The organism is Rhodopseudomonas palustris BisB18, assembly GCF_000013745.1.
Taxonomy (GTDB): domain Bacteria; phylum Pseudomonadota; class Alphaproteobacteria; order Rhizobiales; family Xanthobacteraceae; genus Rhodopseudomonas_A; species Rhodopseudomonas_A palustris_F.
Genome location: NC_007925.1, coordinates 352301 through 377686, shown reverse-complemented (window position 1 = coordinate 377686; position 25386 = coordinate 352301). Strand labels below are relative to the sequence as shown.

Here is a 25386-nt window from a genome sequence, read left to right as displayed (position 1 = left end):
CCACTATGCGGCGATGCAACCGGATTGAGGGACGCGATGCCGAACGTCATTGGTGAATTTGGTCGCCCGCCGGAGTTGCCGGCCGAAGTCAGTCCGGCGATGACCACGCCGATGTACTGGTTCTACGAACTGGCCCATGCCTCGCTCAATCCGGCACGGGCGTTTGGCGACGTCACCAAGATCATGTTCCAGAATCCGCTCAACCCGTGGACCCACACCGAACTCGGCAAATCGATCGCCGCGGCTTGCGAAGTATTCGAGCGCACCACGCGGCGCTACGCCAAGCCGGAATGGGGTCTCGACAGCACCGAGGTGCTGGGGGTGCGCACCCCGATCGAGATCGAATCGGTGTGGGAAAAGCCGTTCTGCCGGCTGTTATATTTCAACCGCCTGCATGAGCGGCCGCTGCGCCACGCGCAGCCGCGGGTGCTGATCGTGGCGCCGATGTCGGGGCACTACGCGACGCTGCTGCGCGGCACCGTCGAAGCCTTTCTGCCGACCCACGACGTCTACATCACCGATTGGTCGGACGCCCGCATGGTGCCGTTGACCGACGGCCGCTTCGACCTCGACGACTATGTCGATTACGTCATCGAGATGCTGCAGCATCTGGGCGGCAATGTGCATGTGATCGCGGTGTGCCAGCCGTCGGTTCCGGTGCTGGCCGCGGTGTCGGTGATGGAGGCCGCGTCCGATCCGTTCGTGCCGTTGTCGATGACGCTGATGGGCGGCCCGATCGACACCCGCAGCAACCCCACCGCGGTGAACAATCTGGCAGCGGAACGCGGCATCGACTGGTTTCGCAACCACGTCATCACCAAGGTTCCGTTCCCGCATCCGGGCTTCATGCGCGACGTCTATCCCGGGTTCCTGCAGCTGAACGGCTTCATCAGCATGAATCTCGACCGCCACATGGACGCCCACAAGAACCTGTTCAACCATCTGGTTCAGGGCGATGGCGACCTCGCCGACAAGCACCGCGACTTCTACGACGAATATCTCGCGGTGATGGATCTGACCGCCGAATATTATCTGCAGACCGTCGACGTGGTGTTCGTCAAGCACTCGCTGCCGAAGGGCGAGATGATGCACCGGGGCGCCCGGGTCGACCCCAGCAAGATCAGGCGCACCGCGCTGATGACGGTGGAAGGCGAGAACGACGACATCTCCGGCATCGGCCAGACCGAGGCGACGCATCGGCTGTGCACGTCGATCCCGGACGAACGCCGCGTGCACTACGTGCAGAAGGGCGTCGGCCATTACGGCGTGTTCAACGGCTCGCGTTTCCGCTCCGAAATCGTGCCGCGGATTTCCGACTTCATGGTGTCGGCGGCGAATGCCAAGCCGGCCAACGCCGCGGAGTAGCGCTGCTACTCATCGCGGCGCGCCCGCGCGCACCAGGGTGGCGCGCGGTGTTTCCTGATGGCGAGCCCGGCGATTCGTCGCCTTGCCGGGTAACCCGCTGATTTCGCCGCGAGAATGCCTAAAATCCGGCGGGTTATACAAATGAGTCCAGATTCGACCCTTCGCCGGGAAAATCCCGTTTCTGAATCCAGAATCAGGTGTTCCTGGCCCCTTTTGGTAGGGGTGCGGCCGCCCGGCTCAGCTGTATATTGGGCAAATGATTTGTTTTTGCGCCGAGCGCTTCCAATGGCGGCGGATATGGCAGAATCCGGGGGAATTCTCCCTGTCCGGATCCGCAGAAATGGCCTTTCGCGCGCTTCTTTATCGGCGTCCTGCCGAACCCCAATCCATTGCCGTCAAGTTCGGCTCCCAGATTTTCGCCATCCGCCTGCGTCGCCACAGGCGGGCGCGGCGCTACACCTTGCGGATTCATCCGAGCGATCGCGAAGCGATCCTGACCATGCCGCCGCGCGGCACGCTGGTCGACGCCAAGGAATTCGCGCAACGCCACGGCGCCTGGATCGCAGCAAGGCTCGGCCGGCTGCCGAAGGCGGCGCCGTTCCATCCCGGAACGTTGGTGCCGCTGCGCGGCAGCGACCATAAGATCGTGCATCGCGCCGGCGTGCGCGGCACGGTGTGGGCGGAGACCCGCGAGTCGGGTGAGCGGATCCTCTGCGTCGCCGGCGAACCAGAGCACATCGATCGCCGGGTGCACGACTTTCTCAAGCGCGAGGCGCGGCGCGATCTGTCCAAGGCGGCGCAGCACTACGCCGAGCTGTTCGGCGTCAAGGTGACGCGGATCTCGATCCGCGACCAGTCGAGCCGCTGGGGCTCCTGCACCTCGGCGGGATCGCTGTCGTTTTCCTGGCGGCTGATCCTGGCGCCGCCCTATGTGCTGGACTATCTCGCCGCCCACGAGGTCGGGCATCTGGTGGAGATGAACCACTCGGCGAAGTTCTGGCGCGTGGTCGGCAAGGTCTGTCCGCAGATGGACCGCGCCAAGAAGTGGCTCGACGGCTACGGCAACGACCTGCATCGCTACGGCATCACGGACTGAGCCGTTCGGTTTCGCGACCGCCTGCCGGTGGCTCCCCAGCCCTGCGCCGCAAGCGGTCCCGCTTGCGGCGCAGGCGGCGCGCGGCCGATGTTACAGCGTGTCGTCTTCCGTCCAAGAGGCCGAAAATCCAAGACCGCCGTACCGGGCGCTCAAGACCGGCTGCGCAGACCGCCCCCCCCCCCCCCCCGCGTGCGGAGACAAGGGCGGAGACTTTCCGGGCATAGCCAAAATGCTGTGCCGCGCGCTTTACAACATGTGCGGCAGCACGCGGTCCGGCGGCTTGTGGTTGTCGAGGAAGGTGCGGATGTTGATGATCACCTTCTCGCCCATCTCGACCCGGCCCTCGATAGTGGCGGAGCCCATATGCGGCATCAAGACCACCTTGCCGTGCTTGGCGAGCCGCACCAGCTTCGGATTGACCGCGGGCTCGTTCTCGAACACGTCGAGGCCGGCGCCGGCGATGTCGCCTGACTCGATCAGCCGGGTCAGCGTCTCCTCGTCGATCACCTCGCCGCGGGCGGTGTTGACCACATAGGCGTCCTTGCGGATCAGCTTCAGCCTGCGCGCCGACAACAGATGGAAGGTCGCCGGCGTGTGCGGACAGTTCACCGAGATGATGTCCATCCGCGCCAGCATCTGGTCGAGGCTCTCCCAATAGGTCGCGCTCAACTCGTCGGCGATCTTCGGCGCCACCGGGCGGCGGTTGTGATAATGGATCTGCAGCCCGAAAGTGCGGGCGCGCCGCGCCACCGCCTGGCCGATCCGGCCCATGCCGATGATGCCGAGCCGCTTGCCGCCGAGCCGCCGCCCCAGCATCCAGGTCGGCGACCAGCCCGGCCAATCCCGGCCTTCGGTCAACAGCGAGGCGCCCTCGATCAGCCGCCGCGGCACCGCGAGAATCAGCGCCATGGTCATGTCGGCGGTGTCTTCGGTCAAAACCTTCGGCGTGTTGGTCACGGTGATGCCGCGGGCATGCGCGGCGGCGACGTTGATGTTGTCGATGCCGTTGCCGAAATTGGCGATCAGCTTCAGCCGGGAGTCTGGCTGCTGCAAAATCTCTTCGGTGATCTCGTCGGTGACGGTGGGGACCAGAATATCGGCGGTGCGCACCGCCTCGGCCAGCGCCTCCGGGCTCATCGGCTCGTCGTCGAGATTGAGGCGCGCGTCGAACAGCTCGCGCATCCGGGTCTCGATCGAGTCCGGCAGCTTGCGGGTGACGACAACCAGAGGCTTTTTCTTAACCGACATGTCCTGCTCTCAACGGGCTGCAGCCTTGCTGCGGCCAAGCCTGCTTCGTCCCTGCCGCAACTTCGTCAAGCACCCTCTTCTCGTCCCCCGGGTCTCGTCCCCCGGGCGAGTTGTTCTCACCCCGGCGAGCGGCCCGACGCGGTCTCCGGATGGCTGTCGGATCAGGCCGACTGAACATTCCGGGGCAACGCGTTCAGTCCTCATTAACCCGGTTGCTGGAAACTGCAGCGCAATGCGATCGCGGCAATTTCGAGCGGTGGCCCATGGGTTTTTGCGGAGCGGCCGTCGTCGCGGGCTCCCGACGGTCGGTCCTCTCTAGCAGAAGGCCGGGCCAAGACAAGAACCCAAGAGGCCTAGTTCCCGACATTCGAAACCGCCGGATTCGCGTCGATACGCGGGGTGCATCGCAGCATTGACGGGGCCGGACCGCTGGACGGTCGCCGGCGTCTGCATCCCCTTAAAAAATTGATTAGCGCGCGGCAGGAGACGGGTGATGGCGGTCAAGCGGTTTGTGGTGTCACTGGTGGTCGCAAGCGCGGTGTTGGGCGCTGCCGCGACCGTCGGCCATGCGGCGAAGGACGGCCCCATCTCGGCCAGCGGCCTGCCGATTCCGCGCTATGTCAGCCTGAAGTCCGACCATGTGAACGTCCGCGCCGGCCCGACCAAGGACAACGACGTCGCCTGGGTCTACACCCGCTCCGGGCTGCCGGTGGAAATCACCGCCGAATACGAGAACTGGCGACGGGTGCGGGATTCCGAAGGCGCCGAGGGCTGGGTCTACCATTCGCTGCTGTCGGGCCGCCGCACCGCGGTGGTGACGATGAAGAGCAAGGACGAATTGGCGCCGCTCTATGACAGCGCCAGCGTCACCAGCCCGGTTGCGGCGCGGCTGCAGGCCGGGGTGCTCACCCAGGTGAAGCGCTGCGCGCAGGGCTGGTGCCGGGTAATCGGCAACGGCTTCGACGGCTGGATCCAGCAGGAACGGCTGTGGGGGGTCTACGCCGACGAGAAGGTGGATTGAGAGGGCGGAATGCCTGGCCAGGCCCGGAGCGAAAGCGTCAAACTGATCGCGAGCTGGTTCAATACCGTATCGGCTGCCGTAATTACGGTGGGGGTATTCACTCCCTTGGCGGTGACGATTTACGGGATCGGCGACCCGCCGCGGAACTCCAACCTTCTGGATGGACTGCCGATTATTTGCATTGGCGGCTCTTGGCTCCTACATTGGTCGGGTCAGTGGTTTCTCCGAAAACTGGATGACCCCGATGACGCACAATGACATCATGGTGTTAGCGTGGCCGGCCATTGGCGTCGCCGCGATGTGCTTGTTCGGTTGGTTTATGTCGCGCTGGATCGACCGCACCTATCCCAGGAAATCTGCGACCTCAGCGGCGGTCACCAACGGCACTTCGCCGTCAGCAGGCCCCTTTAAAGGGAACGCTATGCAGACCGCAACCGTAGTCGGCGTTATGCCCGCGGCCGACCCCAATCGCGGCCCGGAGCCGGCGGAGGGGCTGGATCAATTGCGCGAGCGCTTGGCGCGGCTCCAGGCCGACAGCACGCGCAACGGCCTCGATATCAAGCGGATCGAGGTGCTGATCGAAGAAAAAAATCCCGCCGACCAGTCGTTGCCTAGCCCCTAGGAGCGTTGGCGAGGCGCTCAGCCGATCTTGCGCAGCCGCACCACCATGTCGACCCGGCTGATCTCGTAGCCGGCCGGCACCGTCGGCATGTTCTGCAGCGACACGTGGGTCACCGGGATGTCGATCAATTCGTGGTTGTTCTCGAGATAGAAGTGGTGGTGCTGGGTGACGTTGGTGTCGAAATAGGTCTTGGTGCCGTCCACGCTGACCTGCCGCAGCAGTCCGGCGTCGGTCAGTTGGTTCAAGGTGTTGTAGACCGTGGCGAGCGACACCGGGACTTTGGCGTGGGTGGCTTCCTCGTACAGCATTTCGGCGGTGAGATGCCGCGCGCCCTTGCCGAACAACAGCCAGCCCAGCGCCATGCGCTGCCGGGTCGGCCGCAGCCCGACCGATTGCAGCATTTCGTTGACGTCGTGCCACGGGCAGCCGGTCAGCTGCGCGTGCTGGTGAGGGGTGTCCTCGGCCGCCGTTTCGGCGCGGAAGAACCCGGTGCTTTCGCTGCTGTCTCTCATATCCACGTGAGCATCCGCGCGTTGTGTAAGTCTGACTTGACTATAGGAAGCATTAGAACCAGGTGCAAGTTTTTCGCAACTGAATGCCGTGGGACGATTTGCCTAGGAGAACTGCGTGGCCATCCGCTTTGCGGTGTCACACGCCTGTGATAGAGAGCGCCGGTTCGCTTTAACGCATTCAGCAAAGCGGGAAGCAGGGCTTGCTAAAATGGGCTTCGTGCCGGGCACGAAGCTATTGGCGGCACTCGCTTTTGATGACATTCGCCACCTCCTCGGGCGCGAAGCCGTCCACGTGCTGGAAATTTCGAGAATTGAAAAGGTAACGCAGCATGCGGGATCGTCGCGCCAGTTATGAATATGAGGATTTGCTGGCCTGCGGCCGCGGCGAGCTGTTCGGCCCGGGCAACGCCCAATTGCCGCTGCCGCCGATGCTGATGTTCGACCGCATCGCTGAAATTTCGGAAACCGGCGGCGAACACGGCAAAGGCCTGATCCGCGCCGAACTCGAGGTCAAGCCGGACCTATGGTTCTTCGGCTGTCATTTCAAAGGCGATCCGGTGATGCCGGGCTGCCTGGGGCTGGACGCGATGTGGCAGCTGGTCGGCTTCTTCCTCGGCTGGTCCGGCGGCATCGGCCCCGGCCGCGCGCTCGGGCTCGGCGAATTGAAATTCTCCGGCCAGGTTCAGCCGAACATCAAGAAGGTCGTCTACACCATCGACATCAAGCGGGTGATGCGTTCGAAGCTGTGGCTCGGCATCGCCGACGGCACGCTGGCCGCCGATGGCGAGATCTTCTATCGGGCCAAGGACCTCAAGGTCGGTCTGTTCAAGCAGACCGCCGCGGCGCAGCCGGCGGAATAATTCCGGAAGGCTTCGCCACACTGCCGCCATCACTTCGTCAGGCGGCTGCGACAGGGGCGTGCTATCCAACGACATCTGGCTGCCACAAAAATCCGGCTGCTACGAAAATCAGGCTTCACGACATCTGGGTTCCAACGATAATTGGACCTTCAACTCACGGAATGGACGAGGCGAACATGAGACGGGTTGTGGTCACGGGGATGGGCATCGTCTCATCGATCGGTAACAACACGCAGGAAGTGCTGGCCAGCCTTCATGAGGCGAAGCCCGGCATCACCCGCGCCGACAAATTCGCCGAGCTCGGGTTCCGCTCGCAGGTGCAGGGCGCACCGACGCTGAACCCGGCCGACACCGTCGATCGGCGCGCGATGCGCTTCCTCGGCGAAGGCGCGGCCTGGAACCACGTCGCGATGGAGCAGGCGATCCAGGATTCCGGCCTCGAGCAGGACGATATCTCCAACATCCGCACCGGCATCATCATGGGCTCCGGCGGGCCAAGCGCCCGCACCATCGTCGAGGCCGCCGACATCACCCGCAGCAAGGGCCCGAAGCGGGTCGGTCCGTTCGCGGTGCCGAAGGCGATGTCCTCGACCGCGTCGGCGACGCTCGCCACCTGGTTCAAGATCAAGGGCGTCAACTATTCGATCTCCTCGGCCTGCGCGACCTCGAACCATTGCATCGGCAATGCCTACGAGATGATCCAGTGGAACAAGCAGGACGTGGTGTTCGCCGGCGGCTGCGAAGAGCTCGACTGGTCGCTCTCGGTGCTGTTCGACGCGATGGGCGCGATGAGCTCGAAATACAACGCCACGCCATCGACCGCGTCGCGGCCCTATGACGTGTCGCGCGACGGCTTCGTGATCGCCGGCGGCGCCGGCGTCATCGTGCTGGAAGAACTCGAACACGCCAAGGCGCGCGGCGCCAAGATCTACGGCGAAATCATCGGCTATGGCGCGACCTCCGACGGCTACGACATGGTCGCCCCCTCCGGCGAGGGCGCCGAGCGCTGCATGAAGATGGCGCTCGCCACCACCAATGGCATCAAGATCGACTACATCAACCCGCACGCCACCTCGACGCCGGCCGGCGATCCGCCGGAAATGCAGGCGTTGCGCGCGGTGTTCGGCACCGGCGAGGCCTGCCCGCCGATCTCCGCCACCAAGGCCTTGACCGGGCACTCGCTCGGCGCCACCGGGGTGCAGGAAGCGATCTATTCGCTGTTGATGATGCAGAACGGCTTCATCTGCGAAAGCGCCAACATCACCGAACTCGACCCGGTGTTCGCCGACATGCCGATCGTGCGCAAGCGCATCGACAATGCCAAGGTCGGCACAGTGTTGTCGAACTCGTTCGGCTTCGGCGGCACCAACGCCACGCTGGTTTTCAAGCGGATGGACGCGTAAGTTCTGTTCCAGCCCCCCGCCTCGCGGGGGCCTTATTGCAGCAACGATAACCTCGTGGTGAGCAGGCGCCCGTTCGGCGCCGTCTCGAACCATAGGGATGTGCAGGGTTCGTGGGTCGAGGCGCGGCGCGAGCGCCGCGCCGGGCGATGCGATCGTGACGAACGAGAAAGCGGTAGACGATGCAGGGACTGATGCAGGGCAAGCGCGGCTTGATCATGGGGGTCGCCAACGATCATTCGATCGCGTGGGGCATCGCCAAGGCGCTGGCCGCGCAGGGCGCCGAACTGGCCTTCACCTATCAGGGCGACGCGCTCGGCAAACGGGTCAAGCCGCTGGCGCAATCGCTCAACGCCGAATTGGTGCTGCCCTGCGACGTCGAAAACATCGACAGCGTCGACGCGCTGTTCGCCGCGGTTGGCGAAAAATGGGGTGGGCTCGACTTTCTGGTCCATGCCATCGGCTTTTCCGACAAAAACGAGCTGAAGGGACGCTACGCCGACACCACGCGGGAGAATTTCTCCCGCACCATGGTGATCTCCTGCTTCTCCTTCACCGAACTCGTCAAGCGCGCCGCGCTGCTGATGCCGCAGGGCGGCTCGATCGTCACGCTGACCTATGGCGGCTCGACCCGGGTGATGCCGAACTACAACGTGATGGGCGTCGCCAAGGCCGCGCTGGAAGCCAGCGTGCGCTACCTCGCCTCGGATTTCGGCCCGCAGGGCGTCCGCGTCAACGCGATTTCGGCGGGGCCGATTCGCACGCTGGCCGGCTCCGGCATCGCCGACGCCAGGCAGATGTTCAACTATCAGCAGCGCCACGCCCCGTTGCGCCGCACCGTGACCATCGACGAGGTGGGCGGCTCGGCGCTGTACCTGTTGTCGGAGCTGTCGACCGGCGTCACCGGCGAAATCCACTTCGTCGATTCCGGCTACAACATCATCTCGATGCCGCAGCCCGACGCGCTGAAGACCGTCGACGAAGCCGAAACCGCCGCCGAGAAGAGCCGCGCGGCGCTGGCGGCGAAATAGTTTCCCGGCTCGGGCACCGCGCCGCCGCGCTGCCCTCGCCAAACCACCGCCGTCATCCTGAGGAACCCGGCGTAGCTCGAAGAGCGAAGCCGGGTGTCTCGAAGGATGCGCCACGCGTTCTTCGCCACTGCAGCGCTCGCAGCCGCATCCTTCGAGGCCCTCGCTTCGCTCGGGCACCTCAGGATGACGGCGCCGCGGTCGCGGCCAGCGTGTCCAGCGTGTGAAGCCGATTCTCCGTTACCCGCCGGCTCCATGCGCAGCAGGACGCGACTTGTCTCCGCGCCGATGCGCCCCGATAATGCTTCGCAACGGATCATCACGGAGGAGGCGTGCGATGAGCTGGATGCCCGACAACGATCCGGTGCTCGGCGACCCCGCCTCCTGCGACGCGCTGTCGCTGGTGATCGTGCCGCGCACCCGCGATCTCGGCGACGGCTTTTTGGTGCGCCGCGCGCTGCCGCACGGCAAGCGGCAGATGGTCGGCCCCTTCATCTTCTTCGATCATTTCGGCCCGGTGCAGTTCATCGCAGGCAAAGGCATGGACGTGCGGCCGCATCCGCATATTGGCCTTGCCACCGTCACCTATCTGTTCGACGGCCGCATCCGGCATCGCGACAGCGAGGGCAACGTCCAGGACATCGAGCCCGGCGCGATGAACCTGATGACCGCCGGCCGCGGCATCGCGCATTCCGAGCGCACCCCGGACGTGGAGCGCCGCGACGGCCAAAACATGCTCGGCCTGCAAAGCTGGATCGCGCTGCCGCAAGGCGCCGAACAGATCGCGCCGTCGTTCCAGCACTACGCCGCAGCCAACCTGCCGACCTATTCCGACCGCGGCATTTCGGCGCGGCTGATCGCGGGTCGCGGCTTCGGCCTGCAATCGCCGGTGGCGATGCTGTCGCCGTGGTTCTACGCCGAAGTCAGCCTTGCGGCCGGCGTCAGCGCGCCGCTCGATCCCGACCACGAGGAACGCGCGATTTATCTGGTCGAAGGCGAGGTCGAGATCGCGCAGGAGCGGTTCGAAGCGCCGCGGCTTCTGATCTTCCGGCCCGGCGACCGCATCACCGTGCGCGCCGTGCTGCCGACCCGGATGATGTTTCTCGGCGGCGACGCGCTGGAAGGCCCGCGCTACATCTGGTGGAACTTCGTCTCCTCCAGTAAAGAGCGGATCGAACAGGCGAAGCAGGACTGGAAGACCGGCCGCTTCGCCGCCGTACCTGACGAAACCGAATTCATTCCGCTGCCGGAATGACCGCGCGCCGATCCCCCGTCGACGCGCGCGCTGCTGAAAGTCCTGCCCATGTCGACGATGCTGTCCAGCGATCTGCCCTTGCCGAAAATCGGACGCGGCAAGGTCCGTGACATTTACGATGCCGGCGACGACCGGCTGCTGCTGGTCACCACCGACCGGATCAGCGCCTTCGACGTGGTGATGACCGAGACCATCCCGTTCAAGGGCGCGGTGCTGACCCAGCTCAGCGCCTGGTGGTTCGGCCAGCTCGGCGGCGTGGTGCCGCACCACATGATCAGTGCCGACATCGACGCCATCATCGAAGCGCTGCCGCAGCTTGGGGCGCAGCGCGCGGCGTTGGCCGGCCGCACCATGCTGTGCCGGCGCACCACGGTGTTCCCGATCGAATGCGTGATCCGCGGCTATCTCACCGGCTCGGCCTGGAAGGAATACGCCGCCTCCGGCACGCTGGCGGGGGAGCAGCTGCCGGCCGGCCTGTTGGAAAGCGCCAAGCTCGAGCCCTGGATCTTCAGCCCCGCTACCAAGGCGGAAACCGGCCATGACGAGAACATCACCGTGGCGCGGATGGCCGAGCTGATCGGCGAAGAGGCCAGCTACACGCTGGAGAGCATGAGCCGCGCGGTCTACACCCAAGGCGAGGCGATCGCCCGCGAGCAGGGCATCATCATCGCCGACACCAAGTTCGAATTCGGCCGCGACGCCGAGGGCCGCATCATCCTGATCGACGAAGTGATGACGCCGGACTCCTCGCGATTCTGGGCCGCCGCCGACTATCAGCCGGGCCGCTCGCAGCCGTCCTTCGACAAGCAGCCGTTGCGCGACTATCTCGACGCCGAGCGCCGCGCCGGGCGCTGGAACGGCGAGGCGCCGCCGCCGGCCTTGCCGGACAGCGTGCTGCAGGCCACCAGCCTGCGCTATCGCGACGCCTTTCGCCGGCTCACCGGCGCCGAGCTCGCCATCGACTGAACGATCGGGGCTAGGCCCGCAGCGCTGGAATCAAACGGGAGCAACAGCATGAGCAAGAACGACACGGTTCTGGTCGAGCGGAACGGACCGGTCCTGATCGTCTCGATCAACCGGCCGCAAAGCCGCAACGCGGTCGACCCGGCGACCGCGCAGAAACTGTTCGACACGTTCTTGGCGTTCGACGCCGACGACACCGCCTCGGTCGCGGTGCTGACCGGCTGCGGCGGCCATTTCTGCGCCGGCGCCGACCTCAAGGCGGTCGCCGACGGCGATTTGCACAACCCCGGCGCGATCGGCGGCCACGGCACGCTGGCGCCGATGGGCCCGAGCCGGTTGCGGCTGAGTAAGCCGGTGATCGCCGCGGTCGAGGGCTACGCGGTGGCCGGCGGGCTGGAGCTCGCGTTGTGGGCGGACATGCGGGTGGTGGCCGACGACGCCACCTTCGGGGTGTTCTGCCGCCGCTTCGGCGTGCCGCTGATCGACCTCGGCACCATCCGGCTGCCGCGGCTGATCGGACAATCGCACGCCATGGATCTGATTCTCACCGGCCGGCCGATGTCCGGCATCGAGGCGCATCGCGTCGGGCTCGCCAACCGGCTGGTGCGGCGCGGCGAGGCCGCCACCCAGGCGATCGCCATCGCCAGGGAGATCGCGCATTTCCCGCAGGCCTGCCTGCGCGCCGATCGCGCTTCGGCGCTGGGCCAATGGGACATGCCCGAGGAAGACGCCATCGCGGCCGAGCTGCGCGGCGGCCTGGCGGTGATCGCCTCGGGCGAAACCGCCGACGGCGCAGCGCGGTTTGCCGCGGGCTTCGGTCGCCACGGCGTGTTCGGCGCCGAGGCCGGCGAATGACCCGGCCGCGCAAATCGATCGCCGAGATCGAGGCGCTGCTGCTGGAGGACGTCCGGGCGCAGCGGCATTGCGACAAGGTTGCGCATGTCGAGATCCGACTCTGCGAACCGGACGACGACAGCAACGGCGCCAATTGGACCGTCGCGGTGGTCGACAACGGCCAGTGCAGCCGCGAATTCGCTGGCGCCGCGGTGATGGTGGCGATGGACCGGCTGCAACGCGAGGTCGACGCCATCGCGGAGTGAGCACTGCTCGTTGTGTGTCTGCGCCTCTCCCCGACCGCGGCGCGCTCCCTCCCCCCCTTGCGGGGGAGGGTTGGGGAGGGGGGTAACTGCAAAGCCGAGACTCGAAGACCCCCACCCCCGACCCCTCCCCGCAAGGGGGAGGGGAGCGCGCAGCATTCGTTGCCCCGGAATGACAGCGCCTACGACGCCTGCTTCTGCTCGACGTCGCCATTGGCGAGCAGGTGGATCAGCGCGCGCTTGATCGCCGCCTGCCGGGTCGGCGCGGTGATCTGCGCCCCCAACAGGTCGGTGACGTAGAACACGTCGCGGGCGCGTTCGCCGAAGGTCGCGACATGGGCCGAGGCGATGTTGAGGTTGAGCTTCGAGATCGAGGTGGTGAGCTGATACAACAGCCCCGGCCGATCCAGCCCCGACACCTCGATCACCGTGTAGCGCTCCGACCACTGATTGTTGATCGCGACTTCCGGCTCCACGGTGAACGGCTTCAGCTTGCCCTTGCCGCTGGCGCGACGCGCCACCACTTCGGGCAGCCGCAACTTGCCTTCCAGGATGTCCTCGATCATCTCGCCGATCCGGGTCGCCCGGCGACCTTCGTCGTCGTCGCGGTCGTATTCGCGGGTGATCGCGATGGTGTCGAGCGCGCGGCCGTCGGTGGTGGTGTAGATCTGCGCATCGACGATGTTGGCGCCGGCGGAAGCGCAGGCGCCGGCGATGATCGACAGCAGCCAGGGATGGTCGACCGCCAAAATGGTGAGTTCGGTGACGCCGCGCGCTTCGTCGAAGCCGACATTGATCGCGAGCTTGTGGCCGGCCTGTTCGGAGGCGCGCAGGAAGCGGGCGTGGCGGATTTTTCGCGCCAGTTCGACCTTGAGCCAGTACGCCGGATAGTGCCGCGAAATGTAGGCGTTGAGTTCGGCCTCCGGCCATTCGGTGAAATTGGCGCGGAATTCGGCTTGGGCTGCGCGAATCCGTTCGGCGCGGTTGACCTCGGAGAAGCCGCCGGTCAACACCGGTTCGGTCTCGTAGTAGAGCGTGCGGATCAGCTGCGCCTTCCAGCCGTTCCACACGCCCGGCCCGACGCCGCGAATGTCGGCGGTGGTGAGGATGGTCAAGAGCTTCATCTGCTCGACCGATTCCACCACCGCGGCGAAGTTCTCGATGGTCTTGCGGTCCGACAGGTCGCGCGACTGCGCCACCGACGACATCACCAGATGTTTCTCGATCAGCCAGGCGATCAGTTCGGTATCGGCGGCGTTGAAGCCGAGCCGCGGCGCCAGCCGCCGCGCGATTCGTGCGCCGGCCACCGAATGATCCTCCGGCTGGCCCTTGGCGATGTCGTGCAGCAGCACCGAGATGTAGATCACCGCGCGATGCTCGGGACGGATCTTGCGCATCAGGTCGGAGGCGACGGTGAACTCGTCATTGCCGCCGCGCTCGATCTCCTGCAGGAAGCCGACGCAGCGCAACAGATGCTCGTCGACCGTGTAGTGGTGATACATGTTGAACTGCATCATCGCCACGATCTTGCCGAAGGCGCGGATGAAATGCCCGAGCACGCCAGTCTCGTTCATCCGCCGCAGCACGATCTCGGCGTTGTCCGAGGTCAGGATCTCCATGAACAGCCGGTTGGCTTCGGGATTTTCCCGCAGCTGCGCGTTCAACAGCCGCAGCGAGCGCGTCACGGTGCGCATCGCGTCGGGATGGAAGGCGAGGTTGTTCTTCTGCGCCAGCCGAAACACCCGGATCAGATTGACCGGATCCTGCTTGAAGACGTCGGGGGCGGCGAGATTGATGCGGTTGTTGTCGATGACGAAATCGTCGGAGCCCGGCACCCGTCGGCGCTTGGTGTTGGGCCGCAGCCGCGCCATCATCCGTGTCAGCGCCGGCGCCGGCTTGGCTTCCTGGTCTTCCAATTTTGCGCACAGGATCGCGGTGAGATCGCCGACGTCCTTGGCGATCAGGAAGTAGTGCTTCATGAAGCGCTCGACGTCCTGCAGCCCGGGATGCGAGGTGTAGCCGAGCCGGATCGCGATCTCGCGCTGCATGTCGAACGACAATCGCTCCTCGGCGCGGCCGGCGACGAAATGGATGTTGCAGCGTACCGACCAGAGGAAATCCTCACAGCGCTTGAAGATGCGATATTCCTGCGCGTCGAACACGCCGCGGGCGACCAATTGGCTGCTCTCGCGCACCCGGTAGACGTATTTGGCGATCCAGAACAGCGTGTGCAGGTCGCGCAGGCCGCCCTTGCCGTCCTTGACGTTAGGCTCGACCAGATAGCGCGACTGCCCGGAGCGGCGGTGCCGCTCCTCGCGCTCGGCGAGCTTGGCGGTGACGAATTCCGAGGCGGTGCCTTCCACCACTTCCTTGTCGAACCGCTCGACCAGTTCGGCGTAAAGGATTTCGTCGCCGGTGAGGTAGCGGGTCTCCAGGATCGCGGTGCGGATCGTCATGTCGGCGCGCGCCTGGCGGATCGATTCGTCGACCGAGCGGGTGGCGTGGCCGACCTTCAGCCCCATGTCCCACAGGCAATACAAGATCGCCTCGGCGACCTGCTCGCCCCAGGCGGTCTGCTTGTAGGGCAGGATGAACAGCAGATCGATGTCGGACTCCGGCGCCATCAGCCCGCGGCCATAGCCGCCGGTGGCGATCACCGCCATCCGCTCGCCGCTGGAATGGTTCGGCGAATTGTACAGATGCTTGGTCGCCGCCGCGTAGAGGATGCGGATGATCTCGTCCTGGATGAAGCACAATCGCTCGGCGCAATGCCGGCCGTGGCGGTCCTGCAGCAGCAGCGCTTGGGTGACCTGCCGGGCCTTGATGAACTCGGCCTTCAACAGCTGCGCCATCGCCACCCGGAACACGTCGTCGCGGCCGGCATGGGTCGCGGCAAGCGCGTCGATCTCGCCGGTGATCCGGGCGGTCTCGAAGCGATCGTCGGTGGCGGTCTCGGCGGGCGCGATTGTGGTGTCCATAGCTAACCGGATATCGGACGGCGCGGACGCTGTCACGGGAACATTGTGGTGAAGTCACGGGGGTTTTGGCGGCGCTCCCGGTTCCGGGAGACGGCGCAGCCCAGCCCCACCCGGCGCCGCGCCGGCGGCATTAGACCCCTCGAGCGGTTGCGATTTGGTGCACCGGGCCGGAGCGCCAGCCAGCTGAGCTGGCGGGAGGATCAGGGTGGGGGCAATTGCCAAGGCTAAGGGCGCGGGTCACGGTCAGGGCTTGCCGCACAAGAAAAAGGCCCGCCAGAGATCTGACGAGCCTGAATTCTGTCGGGAGATGGTCGCGACCGAAAATTCGATCAGCGCGGCGCCAACACCATGACGACCTGACGGCCTTCGAAGCGGGCGTCCTGCTCGACCTTGGCGTATTCGGCAACGTCGTTCTTGACCTTGTCGAGCAGCTTGGTGCCGATCTCCTGATGCGCCATTTCGCGGCCGCGGTAGCGCAGGGTGATCTTCACCTTGTCGCCTTCTTCGAAGAACCGCTGCATCGCCCGCATTTTCACTTCGTAGTCGTGATCGTCGATCATCGGGCGGAGCTTGATCTCCTTGATCTCGACGATCTTCTGCTTCTTGCGGGCTTCGGCGGCCTTCTTCTGCGCCGAGTATTTGAACTTCCCGTAGTCCATGATCTTGCATACGGGAGGATTAGTATTGGGCGAAATCTCGACCAGATCCATGCCCGCCTCGGCGGCCATCTTGATCGCGGCGATCGTTTCGATCGTGCCATGATTCAGGCCCGTCTGATCGATCAGCTGGATCTCGTGGTTACGGATTTCATCATTGGTGCGCGGCCCGTCTTTGGTTGCGGCGGGCGGGGCTCTGTTGGGACGGCGAATGGGTGGCTCTCCAATGTTGTGAACGTAGGCGGCGAATGATCAACCAGGTGTTAGCGGCTTGTTCGATCAGTCATGCGCTGTAACATAGTTACGAGCGGGATCGGACGCAAAAAAGCGCAGTCCACGGGGCTGATCGCCGGACAGTGTGAAGGAAACCGCAACCGCGGGCAAGCGACGAGACGCGCGATCGCGACAAAACCATCGTCTAAGAGGCATTTTGGCAACGCGACGGCCGATTCTCGGCGTGTAGTCGGGAACTTTTCCCGCGACAATCGCGACCGCCCGGCTGGCGACGGCGGGCCGCCGGCTTTCGTTGACGAAGCCGCGGCGCTGGATCAGACCACGGACGATGCGGGGGAGTTGTCCATGAGCGGCAGACCAATCGATCTCACCATTGCCTTGCCGTCGTCGATCGAGGTCGGGACCGGCGCCGAACAACGACGGATCGCGGTCCGCGCCCGCGCCGGCACATCGCCCGGCGTGTTCTGGCTCGGCGGCTTTCATTCCGACATGACCGGCACCAAGGCGGTGGCGCTCGACGGCTTCGCCGCCGAGACCGGCCGCGCCTGCGTGCGGTTCGACTATTCCGGCCACGGCGAATCCGGCGGCGCCTTCATCGACGGCAGCATCAGCCGCTGGCTGGAGGAAAGCGTCGCGGTGTTCGACGAATTCTGCGAGGGCCCGCAGATCGTGGTCGGCTCCTCGATGGGCGGCTGGCTGGCGCTGCTGCTGGCGCGGCGGCTTGCCCGGCGCACCACGCCCGCGCGCGGCCGAATCGCCGCGCTGGTGCTGATCGCACCGGCCGCGGATTTCACCGAAGCGCTGATGTGGGACGGGTTTTCGCCGCAGATCCGCAAGCAGATCGAAACCACCGGGACCTGGCTGCGGCCGTCGGACTATGGCGAGCCCTATCCGATCACCCGCAAGCTGATCGAGGATGGCCGCAAGCATCTCGTGCTCGGCGGCAGCATCGAACTCGGCTGCCCGGTGCGGATCCTGCAGGGCAGGCAGGACCCCGACGTGCCGTGGCGTCACGCCTTTACGCTTGCCGAGCGGCTGCCCTGCGACGACGTGGTGCTGACCATGATCCCGGACGGCGACCACCGATTGAGCCGCCCGCAGGACATCGCACGGATCATCGCCACGGTGAAAGAATTCGGCTGAGGTCAGCCGGCCGTGGCCGTCACACGGTCTTTTCCGGCCAGCGGCACAGATCGTTGATCAGGCAGACCTCGCAGCGCGGTTTTCGCGCCAAGCACGTGTAGCGCCCGTGTAAAATCAGCCAGTGATGGGCGTGCAGCATGAACTCGGTGGGGATCACCTTCTCCAACCCGAGTTCGACTGCGAGCGGGGTGTCGCCGGATGCGAGGCCGGTGCGGTTGGCGACCCGGAACACATGGGTGTCGACCGCCATGGTGCGCTCGCCGAACGCCATGTTGAGCACCACATTGGCGGTCTTGCGGCCGGCGCCGGGCAAGGTCTCCAGCTCGGCGCGGCTGCGCGGCACCTCGCCGCCGAACTCGCTGATCAGCTTCTGCGACAGCGCGATCACGTTCTTGGCCTTGTTGCGATAGAGCCCGATGGTCTTGATGGAGTCGCGCACCGCGTCTTCGCCGAGATCGAGCATCTTCTGCGGGGTGTCGGCCACCGCGAACAGCGCCCGGGTCGCCTTGTTGACGCCGGCGTCGGTGGCCTGCGCCGACAGCACCACCGCGACCAGCAGCGTGAACGGGTTGAGATGTTCGAGCTCGCCCTTCGGCTCCGGATTGGCTTTGGCGAAGCGGCCGAACGCCTCCCGCACCTCGGCCGCGGTCCAGGGCTTTGATTTGGCTTTGGCGGCGGGTGTCGCCGCTTTGCCGGCGACCGCCGGCTTGATGCCGCGGATCGCGGCTTTGGCGACGGGGTTACTGGAGGCCGCCGGCTTCGCCGGCAGGCTTTTCAAGGTTTTGGCCATTCGCTCCTCAAATGATGACACCGCGCGTGCGTCCCCGCGGCGAGCCGGTATAATGATCCGCAATGACCTCGCTCAGCGAACCCACGACCCAGCTGTTCTCGGCGATGCTGACGCCGCACCGCTCGCTGAGCAAGACCGGGTTTTGGGCGCTGATGGTTTTCCTCAGCACCGTCAGCTTCGCCGCCGGGCTGGCGTTCTGGCTGCTCGGCGCCTGGCCGGTGATGGGGTTCTTCGGGCTCGACGTTCTCGCGGTGTATGGGGCGTTCAAGATCAATTTCCGCCACGCCCGCGCCAGCGAGGAAATTTCGGTGACGCCGTCGGAGTTGCGGGTGCGGCGGGTCAGCCACCGCGGCGATGTCGTCGAATGGGTGCTGAACCCGCTGTGGGTGCGGCTCGAGCAGATCATCGACCCCGAATTCGGCGTCGAAAAACTCTATCTGGTGTCGCGCGGCCGCCGGCTCGGCGTCGCGAGCTTTTTGGGGCCGGCCGAAAAGGCCAGCTTCGCCAAGGCGCTCTCCGGAGCCTTGGAGGCGGCGCGGCGCGGCCTGCTGCATAACCCGTGAGGCCGGGATCGCCAGCGAGGCGGTCGGGAATCGGGTGGCCGCGGGCATCGTCCCCGCTTACATCACAACCATGATGAACCTCGCCGTGACCGATCATCGCCTCGCCAAGCCCGGCCCGCAGGACAGCGCCTTGCGGGATTATGATTCGGTGCGCCGCGCCATCGGCTTCATCTCCGAGCGCTGGCGCGCGCAGCCCGCGATCGAATCCATCGCCGACGCCGCCGGCGTCACGCCCGACGAATTGCATCTGTTGTTCCGGCGCTGGGCTGGCCTCACGCCGAAAGCCTTCATGCAGGCGCTGACGCTGGACCACGCCAAGAGCCTGCTACGCGACTCCGCCAGCGTGCTCGATGCGGCGCTGGATAGCGGCCTGTCCGGGCCGGGGCGGTTGCACGACCTGTTCGTCACCCATGAGGCGATGTCGCCCGGCGAATGGAAGAGCGGCGGCACCGGTATGACGCTGCGCTACGGCTTCCACCCGTCGCCGTTCGGCACCGCGGTGGTGATCGAAAGCGCGCGCGGCCTCGCCGGGCTGGCCTTCGCCGATCCGGGTGAGGAGCTCACCGCACTCGCCGACATGCAGCGGCGCTGGCCGCGCGCGAGTTATGTGGAAGACGCCGCCGGCACCGCGGCGCTGGCGCAACGCATCTTCGACACCAGGCAATGGCGCGCCGACCAGCCGCTGCGCGTGGTGCTGATCGGCACCGATTTCGAGGTCCGGGTGTGGGAGACGCTGTTGAAGATCCCGATGGGCCGCGCGGTCAGCTATTCGGATATCGCGGGCTGCATCAGTCTGCCGAAGGCCTCGCGCGCGGTCGGCGCCGCGGTCGGCAAGAACCCGGTGTCGTTCGTGGTGCCGTGCCACCGCGCGCTCGGCAAGAGCGGCGCGCTGACCGGCTATCACTGGGGCCTGACCCGCAAACGCGCGATGCTGGGCTGGGAGGCCGGGCAGGTCGGGATGGAGTGAGACGTTGTCAACAACGTAGCAACGACGCCCGAGGCACGCCGCTCACTTCAATCAGGCCCGCTGCGCAAGAGGCGTGTCGAAATGTCCGCCCTCTCCGCGTCATGGCCGGGCTTGTCCCGGCCATCTACGGAAACAGGGCGGGCGTCGCTTGTTGGCGTGGATGGCCGGGACAAGCCCGGCCATGACCGTGTTGACCGAAGTGCCTGACCGCCACCGCGGCATTCGCGGATACGCGCGGGCGACGGGGCGCCTCGAATTACTCAGCCAGATCGAGCTTTGAGGCCACGGTGGAATCGGCGTTGAGGCGGTAGATCACCGGCGCACCGGTGCCGAGTTCGCGCTTCAGGATGCTTTCCGGCGTCAGCTTCTCCAGCACCATGATCAAGGCGCGCAGCGAATTGCCGTGCGCCGCCACCAGCGTGCGTTCACCGCGCAGCACGCAGGGCAGGATCTCCTGCACGTAGTAGGGCAGCGCGCGCGCCAAAGTATCCTTCAGGCTCTCGCCGCCGGGCGGCGGCACGTCGTAGGAGCGGCGCCAGACATGGACCTGCTCCTCGCCCCATTTCTTGCGGGCGTCGTCCTTGTTCAGCCCGGACAGATCGCCGTAGTCGCGCTCGTTGAGCGCCAGATTCTTACTTGTCGGCAGCCCGGTCTGGCCGAGTTCGTTGAGCATCAGGTCGAGCGTGGTCTGCGCCCTGGTCAGCACCGAAGTGAAGGCCACGTCGAACACCAGGCCCTGGGCTTTGAGTTTCTTGCCGGCTTCGATGGCTTCCGCGACTCCCTTCTCGGTGAGGCCGGGGTCCTTCCATCCGGTGAACAGATTCTTCAGATTCCATTCGCTCTGGCCGTGGCGCACGAGCACGAGAAGACGATCGGTCATTTGGCTGATTTCCAGTTCTGATCAGATGTCGCTGAGGCCGAGCACGTCGGCCATCGAATACAGGCCAGGGCCCTGATCGCGCGCCCACAGCGCGGCCTTCAACGCGCCGTGGGCGAAGATCATGCGGTCCTCGGCCTTGTGGGTAAGCTCGATGCGCTCATAGGGGCCGGCGAAGATCACGGTGTGATCGCCGGTGACGGTGCCGCCGCGCAGGGACGCAAAACCGATGTCGCCGGCCTTGCGCGCGCCGGTGACGCCATCGCGGCCGCGGATCGAATGCTCGGCAAGCGCGACGCCGCGGCCGGCCGCTGCGGCTTCGCCGAGCAGCAGCGCGGTGCCGGAGGGGGCGTCGATCTTGGCCTTGTGGTGCATCTCGACAATCTCGATGTCGAACCCGTCGTCGAGCGAGCGCGCCACGCGTTTCACCAGCGCCGCCAACAGGTTGACGCCGAGGCTCATATTGCCGGACTTGACCACGGTGGCGCGCGAGGTGACGCTGCTGATCACCGCGTCGTCCGACGCCGTGAGGCCGGTGGTGCCGATGACGTGGACCATGCCGCGCTGCGCGGCGATCGCCACATTGGCGATGGTGGCTTCCGGAACGGTGAAATCCACGATGCCGTCGGCCTCGGCCGACAACGCCCACAGATCCGCCGACAGCTTGACGCCGGAGGGCGGCAGCCCGGCCAGCGTGCCGGCGTCCTGGCCGAGCAGCGCCGAGGTCGGCGCTTCCAGCGCGCCGGCGACCACCGCGCCGGGGGTTTCGGTGATGGCGCGGATCAACGCGCGGCCCATCCGGCCGCCGGCTCCCGCAACGATCAGACGCATGTCGGACATGGTTCGCGGCCCTCGAATTCAGGCGCGGTATAGCCGGGGCAAGCCGGCCCGGCAACCGAAGCGGGATGTCCTGATGGCGAGGAGGCGTTCGCAGGACTGACTGGAGGCGTGCCCCGGACGCAGCGCGGCGCGCCGTCTTCCGGCGTGCAGCGCTGCGAGCCGGGGCCGTCACGAAACGTAGCGGTTGGAACGGTCCCGGCTCGCGAAACAGCGCAAGAGCGCCGCTCCGCGTCCGGGACACCAGGATGACGGCTTGAGCGCATCCAGCTACGGCTGCGGGCCGTCATAGCCTTCGACGATCACCAGGTCGTTCTCGCCATGCGGCTTGCGGATGGCGACCAGGCGCTGATATTCCGGCGAGTGGTAACAGGCCAGGGCGGTGTCGTAGTCCTTGAATTCGAGCACCACGTTGCGCGAGCGCGACGAGCCTTCCGGGTTTTCATACCTGCCGGCCCGGACCAGGAATTTGGCGCCGTATTTGTTGAACACCGCGCCGTTCTGCGCGACGTATTCCTTGTAGCCGTCCATGTTGGCGACCTCGACGCGCGCGATCCAGTAGCCTTTTGCCATTGCCGTATTCCCACTCAAGCCGTTGCGGTTGCGATTTCTTCGACGATGGCTGAGGCGGCGGCCTTGGGATCGGCCGCCTCGACGATCGGCCGGCCGACCACCAGATAATCCGCGCCGGCGGCGATGGCGCGCGCGGGCGTCATGATCCGCTTCTGGTCGCCCGCCGCGGCCCCGGCCGGGCGAATCCCGGGCGTCACCAGAGCGATGTTGCGGCCGACGATGCCGCGCAGATGCGCCGCCTCTTCGGGCGAGCAGACCAGGCCGTCGATGCCGATCGCCTGCGCCTGGCGGGCGCGCTGCTCGACCAGTTCGCGCACCCCGAGCCGGTAGCCGGCCTCCTGCAGATCGGAATCGTCATAGGAGGTCAGCACGGTAACGGCGAGAATCTTCAGCCCCGAATCGCCGCGCGCTTCGACCGCGGCTTTCATGGTCTGCGGATAGGCGTGCACGGTGAGAAAGGTGGCGCCGAGCGCGCTCAAGCTCTCCACCCCTCGCCCGACGGTGTTGCCGATGTCGTGCAGCTTGAGATCGACGAACACCTTCTTGCCGGCGTCGGCGAGCCGGCCGACCATCGACAGCCCGCCCGCATAGGCCAATTGGTAGCCGATCTTGTAAAAACTCGCGCTATCGCCGAGCCTTGCGATCATCGCCTCGGCGGCCTCGACGCTCGGCAGATCCAGCGCCACGATCATACGATCGCGCGCGGCAAGCTTCTCACTCATTGGGGGCTCACTTCCGGGGGCTCACTTCATCTGTTGGGCGAAGTCGATCAACTGCCGCACCAGGCCGCGCAGCGCCTCGATATCGGCGGGATGTTTCAGCCGGTCGGTCTCGTCATAGGCCTGGTCGGCGAACGACAGCGCCAGCTGATTGGGAATTACGGTGGCGCGGCAGCCGCTGAGGATCAGCCGCAGCGCCGCCAGACAGCGCGTGCCGCCGAGCCGGCCCTCGGAGGCCGAGGCCAGCGCGAAAGCGCGCTCGCGAAATACCTGGCCTTGGGTTTCGTGCGGGTCCTTGACCCGCGACACCCAGTCGATGGCGTTCTTCAATAACGGCGGCGGCGCGGAATTGTATTCCGGGCTGACCAAGAGCACGCCGCGATGCGCGCCGAGCATCCGCTTCAGATCGACCGCCGGCTTCGGCACGCCCGACGTGGCCTCGAGGTCGGCGTCGTAGATCGGCAACGGATAGTCGGCGAGCGAGAGCCGGGTGACGTCGACGTCGGCACGGACGAATTCGTCGATCGCGGCGGCGGCCAGCCGCGCATTCAGCGAGCCGGTGCGCAACGAGCCGGGAATGACGAGGATCTTGACCGCCGACATGCTTCCGATCGCGTTGTAACGGGCCGACCGGCGGCAGCGCCGGTCTCGAACGTGCAGCATCTTATCCGAAAACCGGGATGCCGCTCGAGATCAACCCTTGCGATACACCCAAACCCGCGCCGGCGGAATGTTCATCCAGATCCGCTCCGAAGCCTCGGTGGCGACTCCCGGCAAGGATTTCGGAATCGGCGGCGCCACCGAATAGGTGAACTGCACGAACGGCGCGCCAGGCGCCAGCAGCGCGAACGAGTCGCGGATCAGCCGCAGCCGGGTCAGCATCGGCTTGGTGACCAGCGGCAGCCCGGACACCACCGCGGCGGCCGGAGCTTTGAGGATCTTCCACAGCGAATCGCGCAGCCGATAGGCATCGCCCTGCACCACGGTGGCCTGCGGATAACGCTCGCGCAGCAGCGCGCAAAAGCTCGGATTGTATTCGACCAGCACCAGCCGCTTCTGGTCGACGCCGTGCTCGATCAGCGCGTGGGTGATGGCGCCGGTGCCCGGCCCGAGTTCGATCACCGGATCATCGGAATCGATCTCCACATAGTTCGCCATGGTGCGGGCGAGCACTTTGCCCGACGGCATCACCGCGCCCATATGGAGAGGTTTTTCGATCCAGGAGCGGAGAAAACGGACCTCGTCGTCGAGACGGGCCGGCTTTTTCAACGCACGCACGGAAGATTGCAGAGCCATTTTGGCTACCAGGCGGGCCGGATCAATGAGTGTCAAATTTCTGTTACAAGACGTATAGGTAGCATCCCTAGCGGTCAAGCCAAACGGTCAGCTAGCTGCTCCGCGCGTACCGAAGAAGTCCTTGACCTTGGTAAAGAAACCAGCGGCCTCCGGTTGCGTGGCGCCGGAAGATAATTTTTCGAACTCGGCCAGCAGCTCTTGTTGCCGCTTGGTGAGGTTCTGCGGGGTCTCCACCACAACCTGGACGTACATGTCGCCGGTTTGCCGGGAGCGTAGTACCGGCATGCCCTTCGCCGCGATGCGAAAGCGCCGACCCGACTGCGTGCCCGACGGCACCTTGACCTTCGATTTCCCCTTGTCGATGGTCGGCACTTCGATCTCACCGCCGAGCGCCGCGGCGACCATCGAAATCGGGACCCGGCAATGCAGATCGGCGCCGTCGCGCTGGAAGAATTCGTGGCTGGCCAGCGACAGGAAAATGTAGAGGTCGCCGGGAGGACCGCCGCGTAGACCGGCCTCGCCCTCGCCGGCGAGCCGGATCCGCGTGCCGTCTTCGACGCCTTGCGGAATGTTGACCGACAGCGTGCGCTCGCGCTCGATGCGGCCGGCGCCGGAGCAGGCCGGACACGGATCTTCGATGGTCTGGCCGCGGCCCTGACAGCCGGGGCAAGTGCGTTCCAGCGTGAAGAAGCCTTGCGCCTGACGCACCCGGCCGGCGCCGCCGCACATCGAACAGGTCTTCGGCTTGGTGCCGGCCTTGGCGCCGGTGCCGGAACAGGATTCGCAGGTCACCGAAACCGGGATTTCGATCTGCGCGGTCTTGCCGACGAAGGCGTCCTCGAGGGTGATTTCCATATTGTAGCGCAGGTCGGCGCCGCGCTCGCGGCCGGTGCCGCGGCCGCCGCGCTGCCCGGCCATGCCGAACAGGTCTTCGAAAATATCCGAGAACGACGAGGCGAAGCCGGCGCCGAAGCCCGGGCCGCCGGCGCCGCCTTGCTCGAAGGCGGCGTGGCCGTAGCGGTCATAGGCGGCGCGCTTGTCGCCGTCCTTCAACACTTCATAGGCTTCGTTGATTTCCTTGAAGCGGGATTCGCTGCTGGCGTCGCCGGGATTGCGGTCCGGGTGCCATTTCATCGCCAGCTTGCGAAACGCCGCTTTCAGACTGGAATCGTCGGCGCTCCGATCGACTTCGAGGGTTTCGTAATAGCAGCGCTTGGTGGTGGACATCCGTCAATTCCGCCTGAAGTTTGTCCTGATCCCGAGAGCGTCCGAGAGAACGCGCCGTA

General features: G+C 65.8%; 27 protein-coding genes. 15 read left to right on the top strand and 12 right to left on the bottom strand.

Annotation, left to right across the window (positions count from 1 at the left end; genetic code table 11):
• Positions 1-36: 36 nt before the first annotated feature.
• On the top strand, positions 37-1365 hold the full coding sequence (locus tag RPC_RS01790; protein WP_011470839.1) for a polyhydroxyalkanoate depolymerase: 1329 nt from the start codon (positions 37-39) through the stop codon (positions 1363-1365).
• Between the two features lie 256 nt (positions 1366-1621).
• Positions 1622-2461 carry a M48 family metallopeptidase gene (locus RPC_RS01785; protein WP_011470838.1) on the top strand — a complete coding sequence of 280 codons (840 nt, stop codon included), beginning with the start codon at positions 1622-1624 and terminating at the stop codon, positions 2459-2461.
• Positions 2462-2707: 246 nt separating this feature from the next.
• Here the strand turns inward: RPC_RS01785 and RPC_RS01780 are convergent, their stop codons facing one another.
• Entirely contained in the window at positions 2708-3709 is a 1002-nt protein-coding gene (locus RPC_RS01780) for a 2-hydroxyacid dehydrogenase (protein ID WP_011470837.1), read from the bottom strand.
• Between the two features lie 493 nt (positions 3710-4202).
• Between RPC_RS01780 and RPC_RS01775 the strand changes: the two genes are divergently transcribed.
• Entirely contained in the window at positions 4203-4730 is a 528-nt protein-coding gene (locus RPC_RS01775) for an SH3 domain-containing protein (protein ID WP_011470836.1), read from the top strand.
• A 244-nt stretch (positions 4731-4974) separates the two neighbouring features.
• Positions 4975-5352, top strand: coding sequence for a hypothetical protein (locus RPC_RS25885; RefSeq protein ID WP_157043111.1), 378 nt, complete (start codon positions 4975-4977; stop codon positions 5350-5352).
• A 17-nt stretch (positions 5353-5369) separates the two neighbouring features.
• Here the strand turns inward: RPC_RS25885 and irrA are convergent, their stop codons facing one another.
• A complete protein-coding gene (irrA, locus tag RPC_RS01765; RefSeq protein WP_011470833.1) occupies positions 5370-5864 on the bottom strand; it encodes an iron response transcriptional regulator IrrA in 495 nt (164 codons plus the stop codon).
• Positions 5865-5979: 115 nt separating this feature from the next.
• On the opposite strand from irrA, the gene RPC_RS25880 reads away from it, so the two are divergent.
• The 8 genes from RPC_RS25880 (at position 5980) to RPC_RS01730 (ending at position 12470) form a co-directional block, all read left to right on the top strand.
• On the top strand, positions 5980-6219 hold the full coding sequence (locus RPC_RS25880) for a hypothetical protein (RefSeq protein ID WP_157043110.1): 240 nt from the start codon (positions 5980-5982) through the stop codon (positions 6217-6219).
• A complete protein-coding gene (gene fabA, locus RPC_RS01760) occupies positions 6194-6724 on the top strand; it encodes a 3-hydroxyacyl-[acyl-carrier-protein] dehydratase FabA (RefSeq protein ID WP_011470832.1) in 531 nt (176 codons plus the stop codon). Before RPC_RS25880 ends, fabA begins: the two co-directional genes overlap by 26 nt.
• Positions 6725-6900: 176 nt before the next feature.
• A complete protein-coding gene (gene fabB, locus RPC_RS01755; protein ID WP_011470831.1) occupies positions 6901-8127 on the top strand; it encodes a beta-ketoacyl-ACP synthase I in 1227 nt (408 codons plus the stop codon).
• A 179-nt stretch (positions 8128-8306) separates the two neighbouring features.
• A complete protein-coding gene (fabI, locus tag RPC_RS01750; RefSeq protein ID WP_011470830.1) occupies positions 8307-9155 on the top strand; it encodes an enoyl-ACP reductase FabI in 849 nt (282 codons plus the stop codon).
• A 334-nt stretch (positions 9156-9489) separates the two neighbouring features.
• On the top strand, positions 9490-10407 hold the full coding sequence (locus tag RPC_RS01745) for a pirin family protein (protein ID WP_011470829.1): 918 nt from the start codon (positions 9490-9492) through the stop codon (positions 10405-10407).
• A gap of 48 nt (positions 10408-10455) precedes the next feature.
• Positions 10456-11373 (top strand): phosphoribosylaminoimidazolesuccinocarboxamide synthase, encoded by a 918-nt coding sequence (locus tag RPC_RS01740; RefSeq protein ID WP_011470828.1) that lies wholly within the window; start codon positions 10456-10458, stop codon positions 11371-11373.
• A gap of 48 nt (positions 11374-11421) precedes the next feature.
• On the top strand, positions 11422-12225 hold the full coding sequence (locus RPC_RS01735) for a crotonase/enoyl-CoA hydratase family protein (RefSeq protein ID WP_011470827.1): 804 nt from the start codon (positions 11422-11424) through the stop codon (positions 12223-12225).
• Positions 12222-12470 carry a hypothetical protein gene (locus tag RPC_RS01730; RefSeq protein ID WP_011470826.1) on the top strand — a complete coding sequence of 83 codons (249 nt, stop codon included), beginning with the start codon at positions 12222-12224 and terminating at the stop codon, positions 12468-12470. Before RPC_RS01735 ends, RPC_RS01730 begins: the two co-directional genes overlap by 4 nt.
• A gap of 179 nt (positions 12471-12649) precedes the next feature.
• Here RPC_RS01730 and RPC_RS01725 read toward each other — a convergent pair whose 3' ends face one another.
• Entirely contained in the window at positions 12650-15445 is a 2796-nt protein-coding gene (locus RPC_RS01725) for a [protein-PII] uridylyltransferase (protein ID WP_011470825.1), read from the bottom strand.
• Between the two features lie 329 nt (positions 15446-15774).
• Positions 15775-16314, bottom strand: coding sequence for a translation initiation factor IF-3 (infC, locus tag RPC_RS01720; RefSeq protein ID WP_041801265.1), 540 nt, complete (start codon positions 16312-16314; stop codon positions 15775-15777).
• Positions 16315-16680: 366 nt separating this feature from the next.
• On the opposite strand from infC, the gene RPC_RS01715 reads away from it, so the two are divergent.
• Complete coding sequence (locus RPC_RS01715; RefSeq protein WP_011470823.1) at positions 16681-17478, top strand: alpha/beta hydrolase; 798 nt, start codon at positions 16681-16683, stop codon at positions 17476-17478.
• Positions 17479-17497: 19 nt separating this feature from the next.
• On the opposite strand, the gene nth is transcribed toward RPC_RS01715, so the two are convergent.
• The gene (gene nth / locus RPC_RS01710) at positions 17498-18268 is read right to left on the bottom strand and encodes an endonuclease III (protein ID WP_011470822.1); all 771 of its coding nucleotides are present in this window, start codon (positions 18266-18268) and stop codon (positions 17498-17500) included.
• A 62-nt stretch (positions 18269-18330) separates the two neighbouring features.
• On the opposite strand from nth, the gene RPC_RS01705 reads away from it, so the two are divergent.
• Positions 18331-18831 (top strand): DUF2244 domain-containing protein, encoded by a 501-nt coding sequence (locus RPC_RS01705; protein ID WP_011470821.1) that lies wholly within the window; start codon positions 18331-18333, stop codon positions 18829-18831.
• Between the two features lie 70 nt (positions 18832-18901).
• The gene (locus tag RPC_RS01700) at positions 18902-19798 is read left to right on the top strand and encodes a methylated-DNA--[protein]-cysteine S-methyltransferase (RefSeq protein WP_041802305.1); all 897 of its coding nucleotides are present in this window, start codon (positions 18902-18904) and stop codon (positions 19796-19798) included.
• Positions 19799-20054: 256 nt separating this feature from the next.
• On the opposite strand, the gene RPC_RS01695 is transcribed toward RPC_RS01700, so the two are convergent.
• From RPC_RS01695 to dnaJ, 7 genes are all read right to left on the bottom strand, one after another.
• Positions 20055-20678, bottom strand: coding sequence for a 2,3-bisphosphoglycerate-dependent phosphoglycerate mutase (locus RPC_RS01695; protein WP_011470819.1), 624 nt, complete (start codon positions 20676-20678; stop codon positions 20055-20057).
• Between the two features lie 21 nt (positions 20679-20699).
• A complete protein-coding gene (gene dapB, locus RPC_RS01690) occupies positions 20700-21515 on the bottom strand; it encodes a 4-hydroxy-tetrahydrodipicolinate reductase (RefSeq protein WP_011470818.1) in 816 nt (271 codons plus the stop codon).
• A gap of 267 nt (positions 21516-21782) precedes the next feature.
• Entirely contained in the window at positions 21783-22085 is a 303-nt protein-coding gene (locus tag RPC_RS01685) for a DUF1330 domain-containing protein (RefSeq protein ID WP_011470817.1), read from the bottom strand.
• A gap of 14 nt (positions 22086-22099) precedes the next feature.
• A complete protein-coding gene (gene pyrF / locus RPC_RS01680) occupies positions 22100-22807 on the bottom strand; it encodes an orotidine-5'-phosphate decarboxylase (RefSeq protein ID WP_011470816.1) in 708 nt (235 codons plus the stop codon).
• A gap of 21 nt (positions 22808-22828) precedes the next feature.
• Positions 22829-23407: an NADPH-dependent FMN reductase gene (locus RPC_RS01675; protein ID WP_041801263.1), complete on the bottom strand. Its 579-nt coding sequence runs from the start codon at positions 23405-23407 to the stop codon at positions 22829-22831.
• Positions 23408-23497: 90 nt separating this feature from the next.
• Positions 23498-24100, bottom strand: coding sequence for a class I SAM-dependent methyltransferase (locus tag RPC_RS01670; RefSeq protein ID WP_011470814.1), 603 nt, complete (start codon positions 24098-24100; stop codon positions 23498-23500).
• 87 nt (positions 24101-24187) lie between these two features.
• A complete protein-coding gene (dnaJ, locus tag RPC_RS01665) occupies positions 24188-25327 on the bottom strand; it encodes a molecular chaperone DnaJ (protein WP_011470813.1) in 1140 nt (379 codons plus the stop codon).
• Positions 25328-25386: the final 59 nt, after the last annotated feature.

Bases quoted from the DNA above. Each gene is read 5' to 3' on its own strand.
- RPC_RS01685 (WP_011470817.1), bottom strand. From the start codon at position 22,085: ATGGCAAAAGGCTACTGGATCGCGCGCGTCGAGGTCGCCAACATGGAC.
- nth (WP_011470822.1), bottom strand. From the start codon at position 18,268: ATGGCCAAAACCTTGAAAAGCCTGCCGGCGAAGCCGGCGGCCTCCAGT.
- RPC_RS01675 (WP_041801263.1), bottom strand. From the start codon at position 23,407: ATGTCGGCGGTCAAGATCCTCGTCATTCCCGGCTCGTTGCGCACCGGC.
- RPC_RS01695 (WP_011470819.1), bottom strand. From the start codon at position 20,678: ATGACCGATCGTCTTCTCGTGCTCGTGCGCCACGGCCAGAGCGAATGG.
- RPC_RS01700 (WP_041802305.1), top strand. From the start codon at position 18,902: ATGATGAACCTCGCCGTGACCGATCATCGCCTCGCCAAGCCCGGCCCG.
- dapB (WP_011470818.1), bottom strand. From the start codon at position 21,515: ATGTCCGACATGCGTCTGATCGTTGCGGGAGCCGGCGGCCGGATGGGC.
- fabB (WP_011470831.1), top strand. From the start codon at position 6,901: ATGAGACGGGTTGTGGTCACGGGGATGGGCATCGTCTCATCGATCGGT.
- RPC_RS01790 (WP_011470839.1), top strand. From the start codon at position 37: ATGCCGAACGTCATTGGTGAATTTGGTCGCCCGCCGGAGTTGCCGGCC.
- fabI (WP_011470830.1), top strand. From the start codon at position 8,307: ATGCAGGGACTGATGCAGGGCAAGCGCGGCTTGATCATGGGGGTCGCC.
- RPC_RS01705 (WP_011470821.1), top strand. From the start codon at position 18,331: ATGACCTCGCTCAGCGAACCCACGACCCAGCTGTTCTCGGCGATGCTG.
- RPC_RS01670 (WP_011470814.1), bottom strand. From the start codon at position 24,100: ATGGCTCTGCAATCTTCCGTGCGTGCGTTGAAAAAGCCGGCCCGTCTC.
- RPC_RS01785 (WP_011470838.1), top strand. From the start codon at position 1,622: ATGATTTGTTTTTGCGCCGAGCGCTTCCAATGGCGGCGGATATGGCAG.
- pyrF (WP_011470816.1), bottom strand. From the start codon at position 22,807: ATGAGTGAGAAGCTTGCCGCGCGCGATCGTATGATCGTGGCGCTGGAT.
- RPC_RS01730 (WP_011470826.1), top strand. From the start codon at position 12,222: ATGACCCGGCCGCGCAAATCGATCGCCGAGATCGAGGCGCTGCTGCTG.
- RPC_RS01740 (WP_011470828.1), top strand. From the start codon at position 10,456: ATGTCGACGATGCTGTCCAGCGATCTGCCCTTGCCGAAAATCGGACGC.
- RPC_RS01775 (WP_011470836.1), top strand. From the start codon at position 4,203: ATGGCGGTCAAGCGGTTTGTGGTGTCACTGGTGGTCGCAAGCGCGGTG.
- RPC_RS01745 (WP_011470829.1), top strand. From the start codon at position 9,490: ATGAGCTGGATGCCCGACAACGATCCGGTGCTCGGCGACCCCGCCTCC.
- RPC_RS01725 (WP_011470825.1), bottom strand. From the start codon at position 15,445: ATGGACACCACAATCGCGCCCGCCGAGACCGCCACCGACGATCGCTTC.
- RPC_RS01780 (WP_011470837.1), bottom strand. From the start codon at position 3,709: ATGTCGGTTAAGAAAAAGCCTCTGGTTGTCGTCACCCGCAAGCTGCCG.
- fabA (WP_011470832.1), top strand. From the start codon at position 6,194: ATGCGGGATCGTCGCGCCAGTTATGAATATGAGGATTTGCTGGCCTGC.
- RPC_RS01715 (WP_011470823.1), top strand. From the start codon at position 16,681: ATGAGCGGCAGACCAATCGATCTCACCATTGCCTTGCCGTCGTCGATC.
- dnaJ (WP_011470813.1), bottom strand. From the start codon at position 25,327: ATGTCCACCACCAAGCGCTGCTATTACGAAACCCTCGAAGTCGATCGG.
- RPC_RS25885 (WP_157043111.1), top strand. From the start codon at position 4,975: ATGACGCACAATGACATCATGGTGTTAGCGTGGCCGGCCATTGGCGTC.
- RPC_RS01735 (WP_011470827.1), top strand. From the start codon at position 11,422: ATGAGCAAGAACGACACGGTTCTGGTCGAGCGGAACGGACCGGTCCTG.
- irrA (WP_011470833.1), bottom strand. From the start codon at position 5,864: ATGAGAGACAGCAGCGAAAGCACCGGGTTCTTCCGCGCCGAAACGGCG.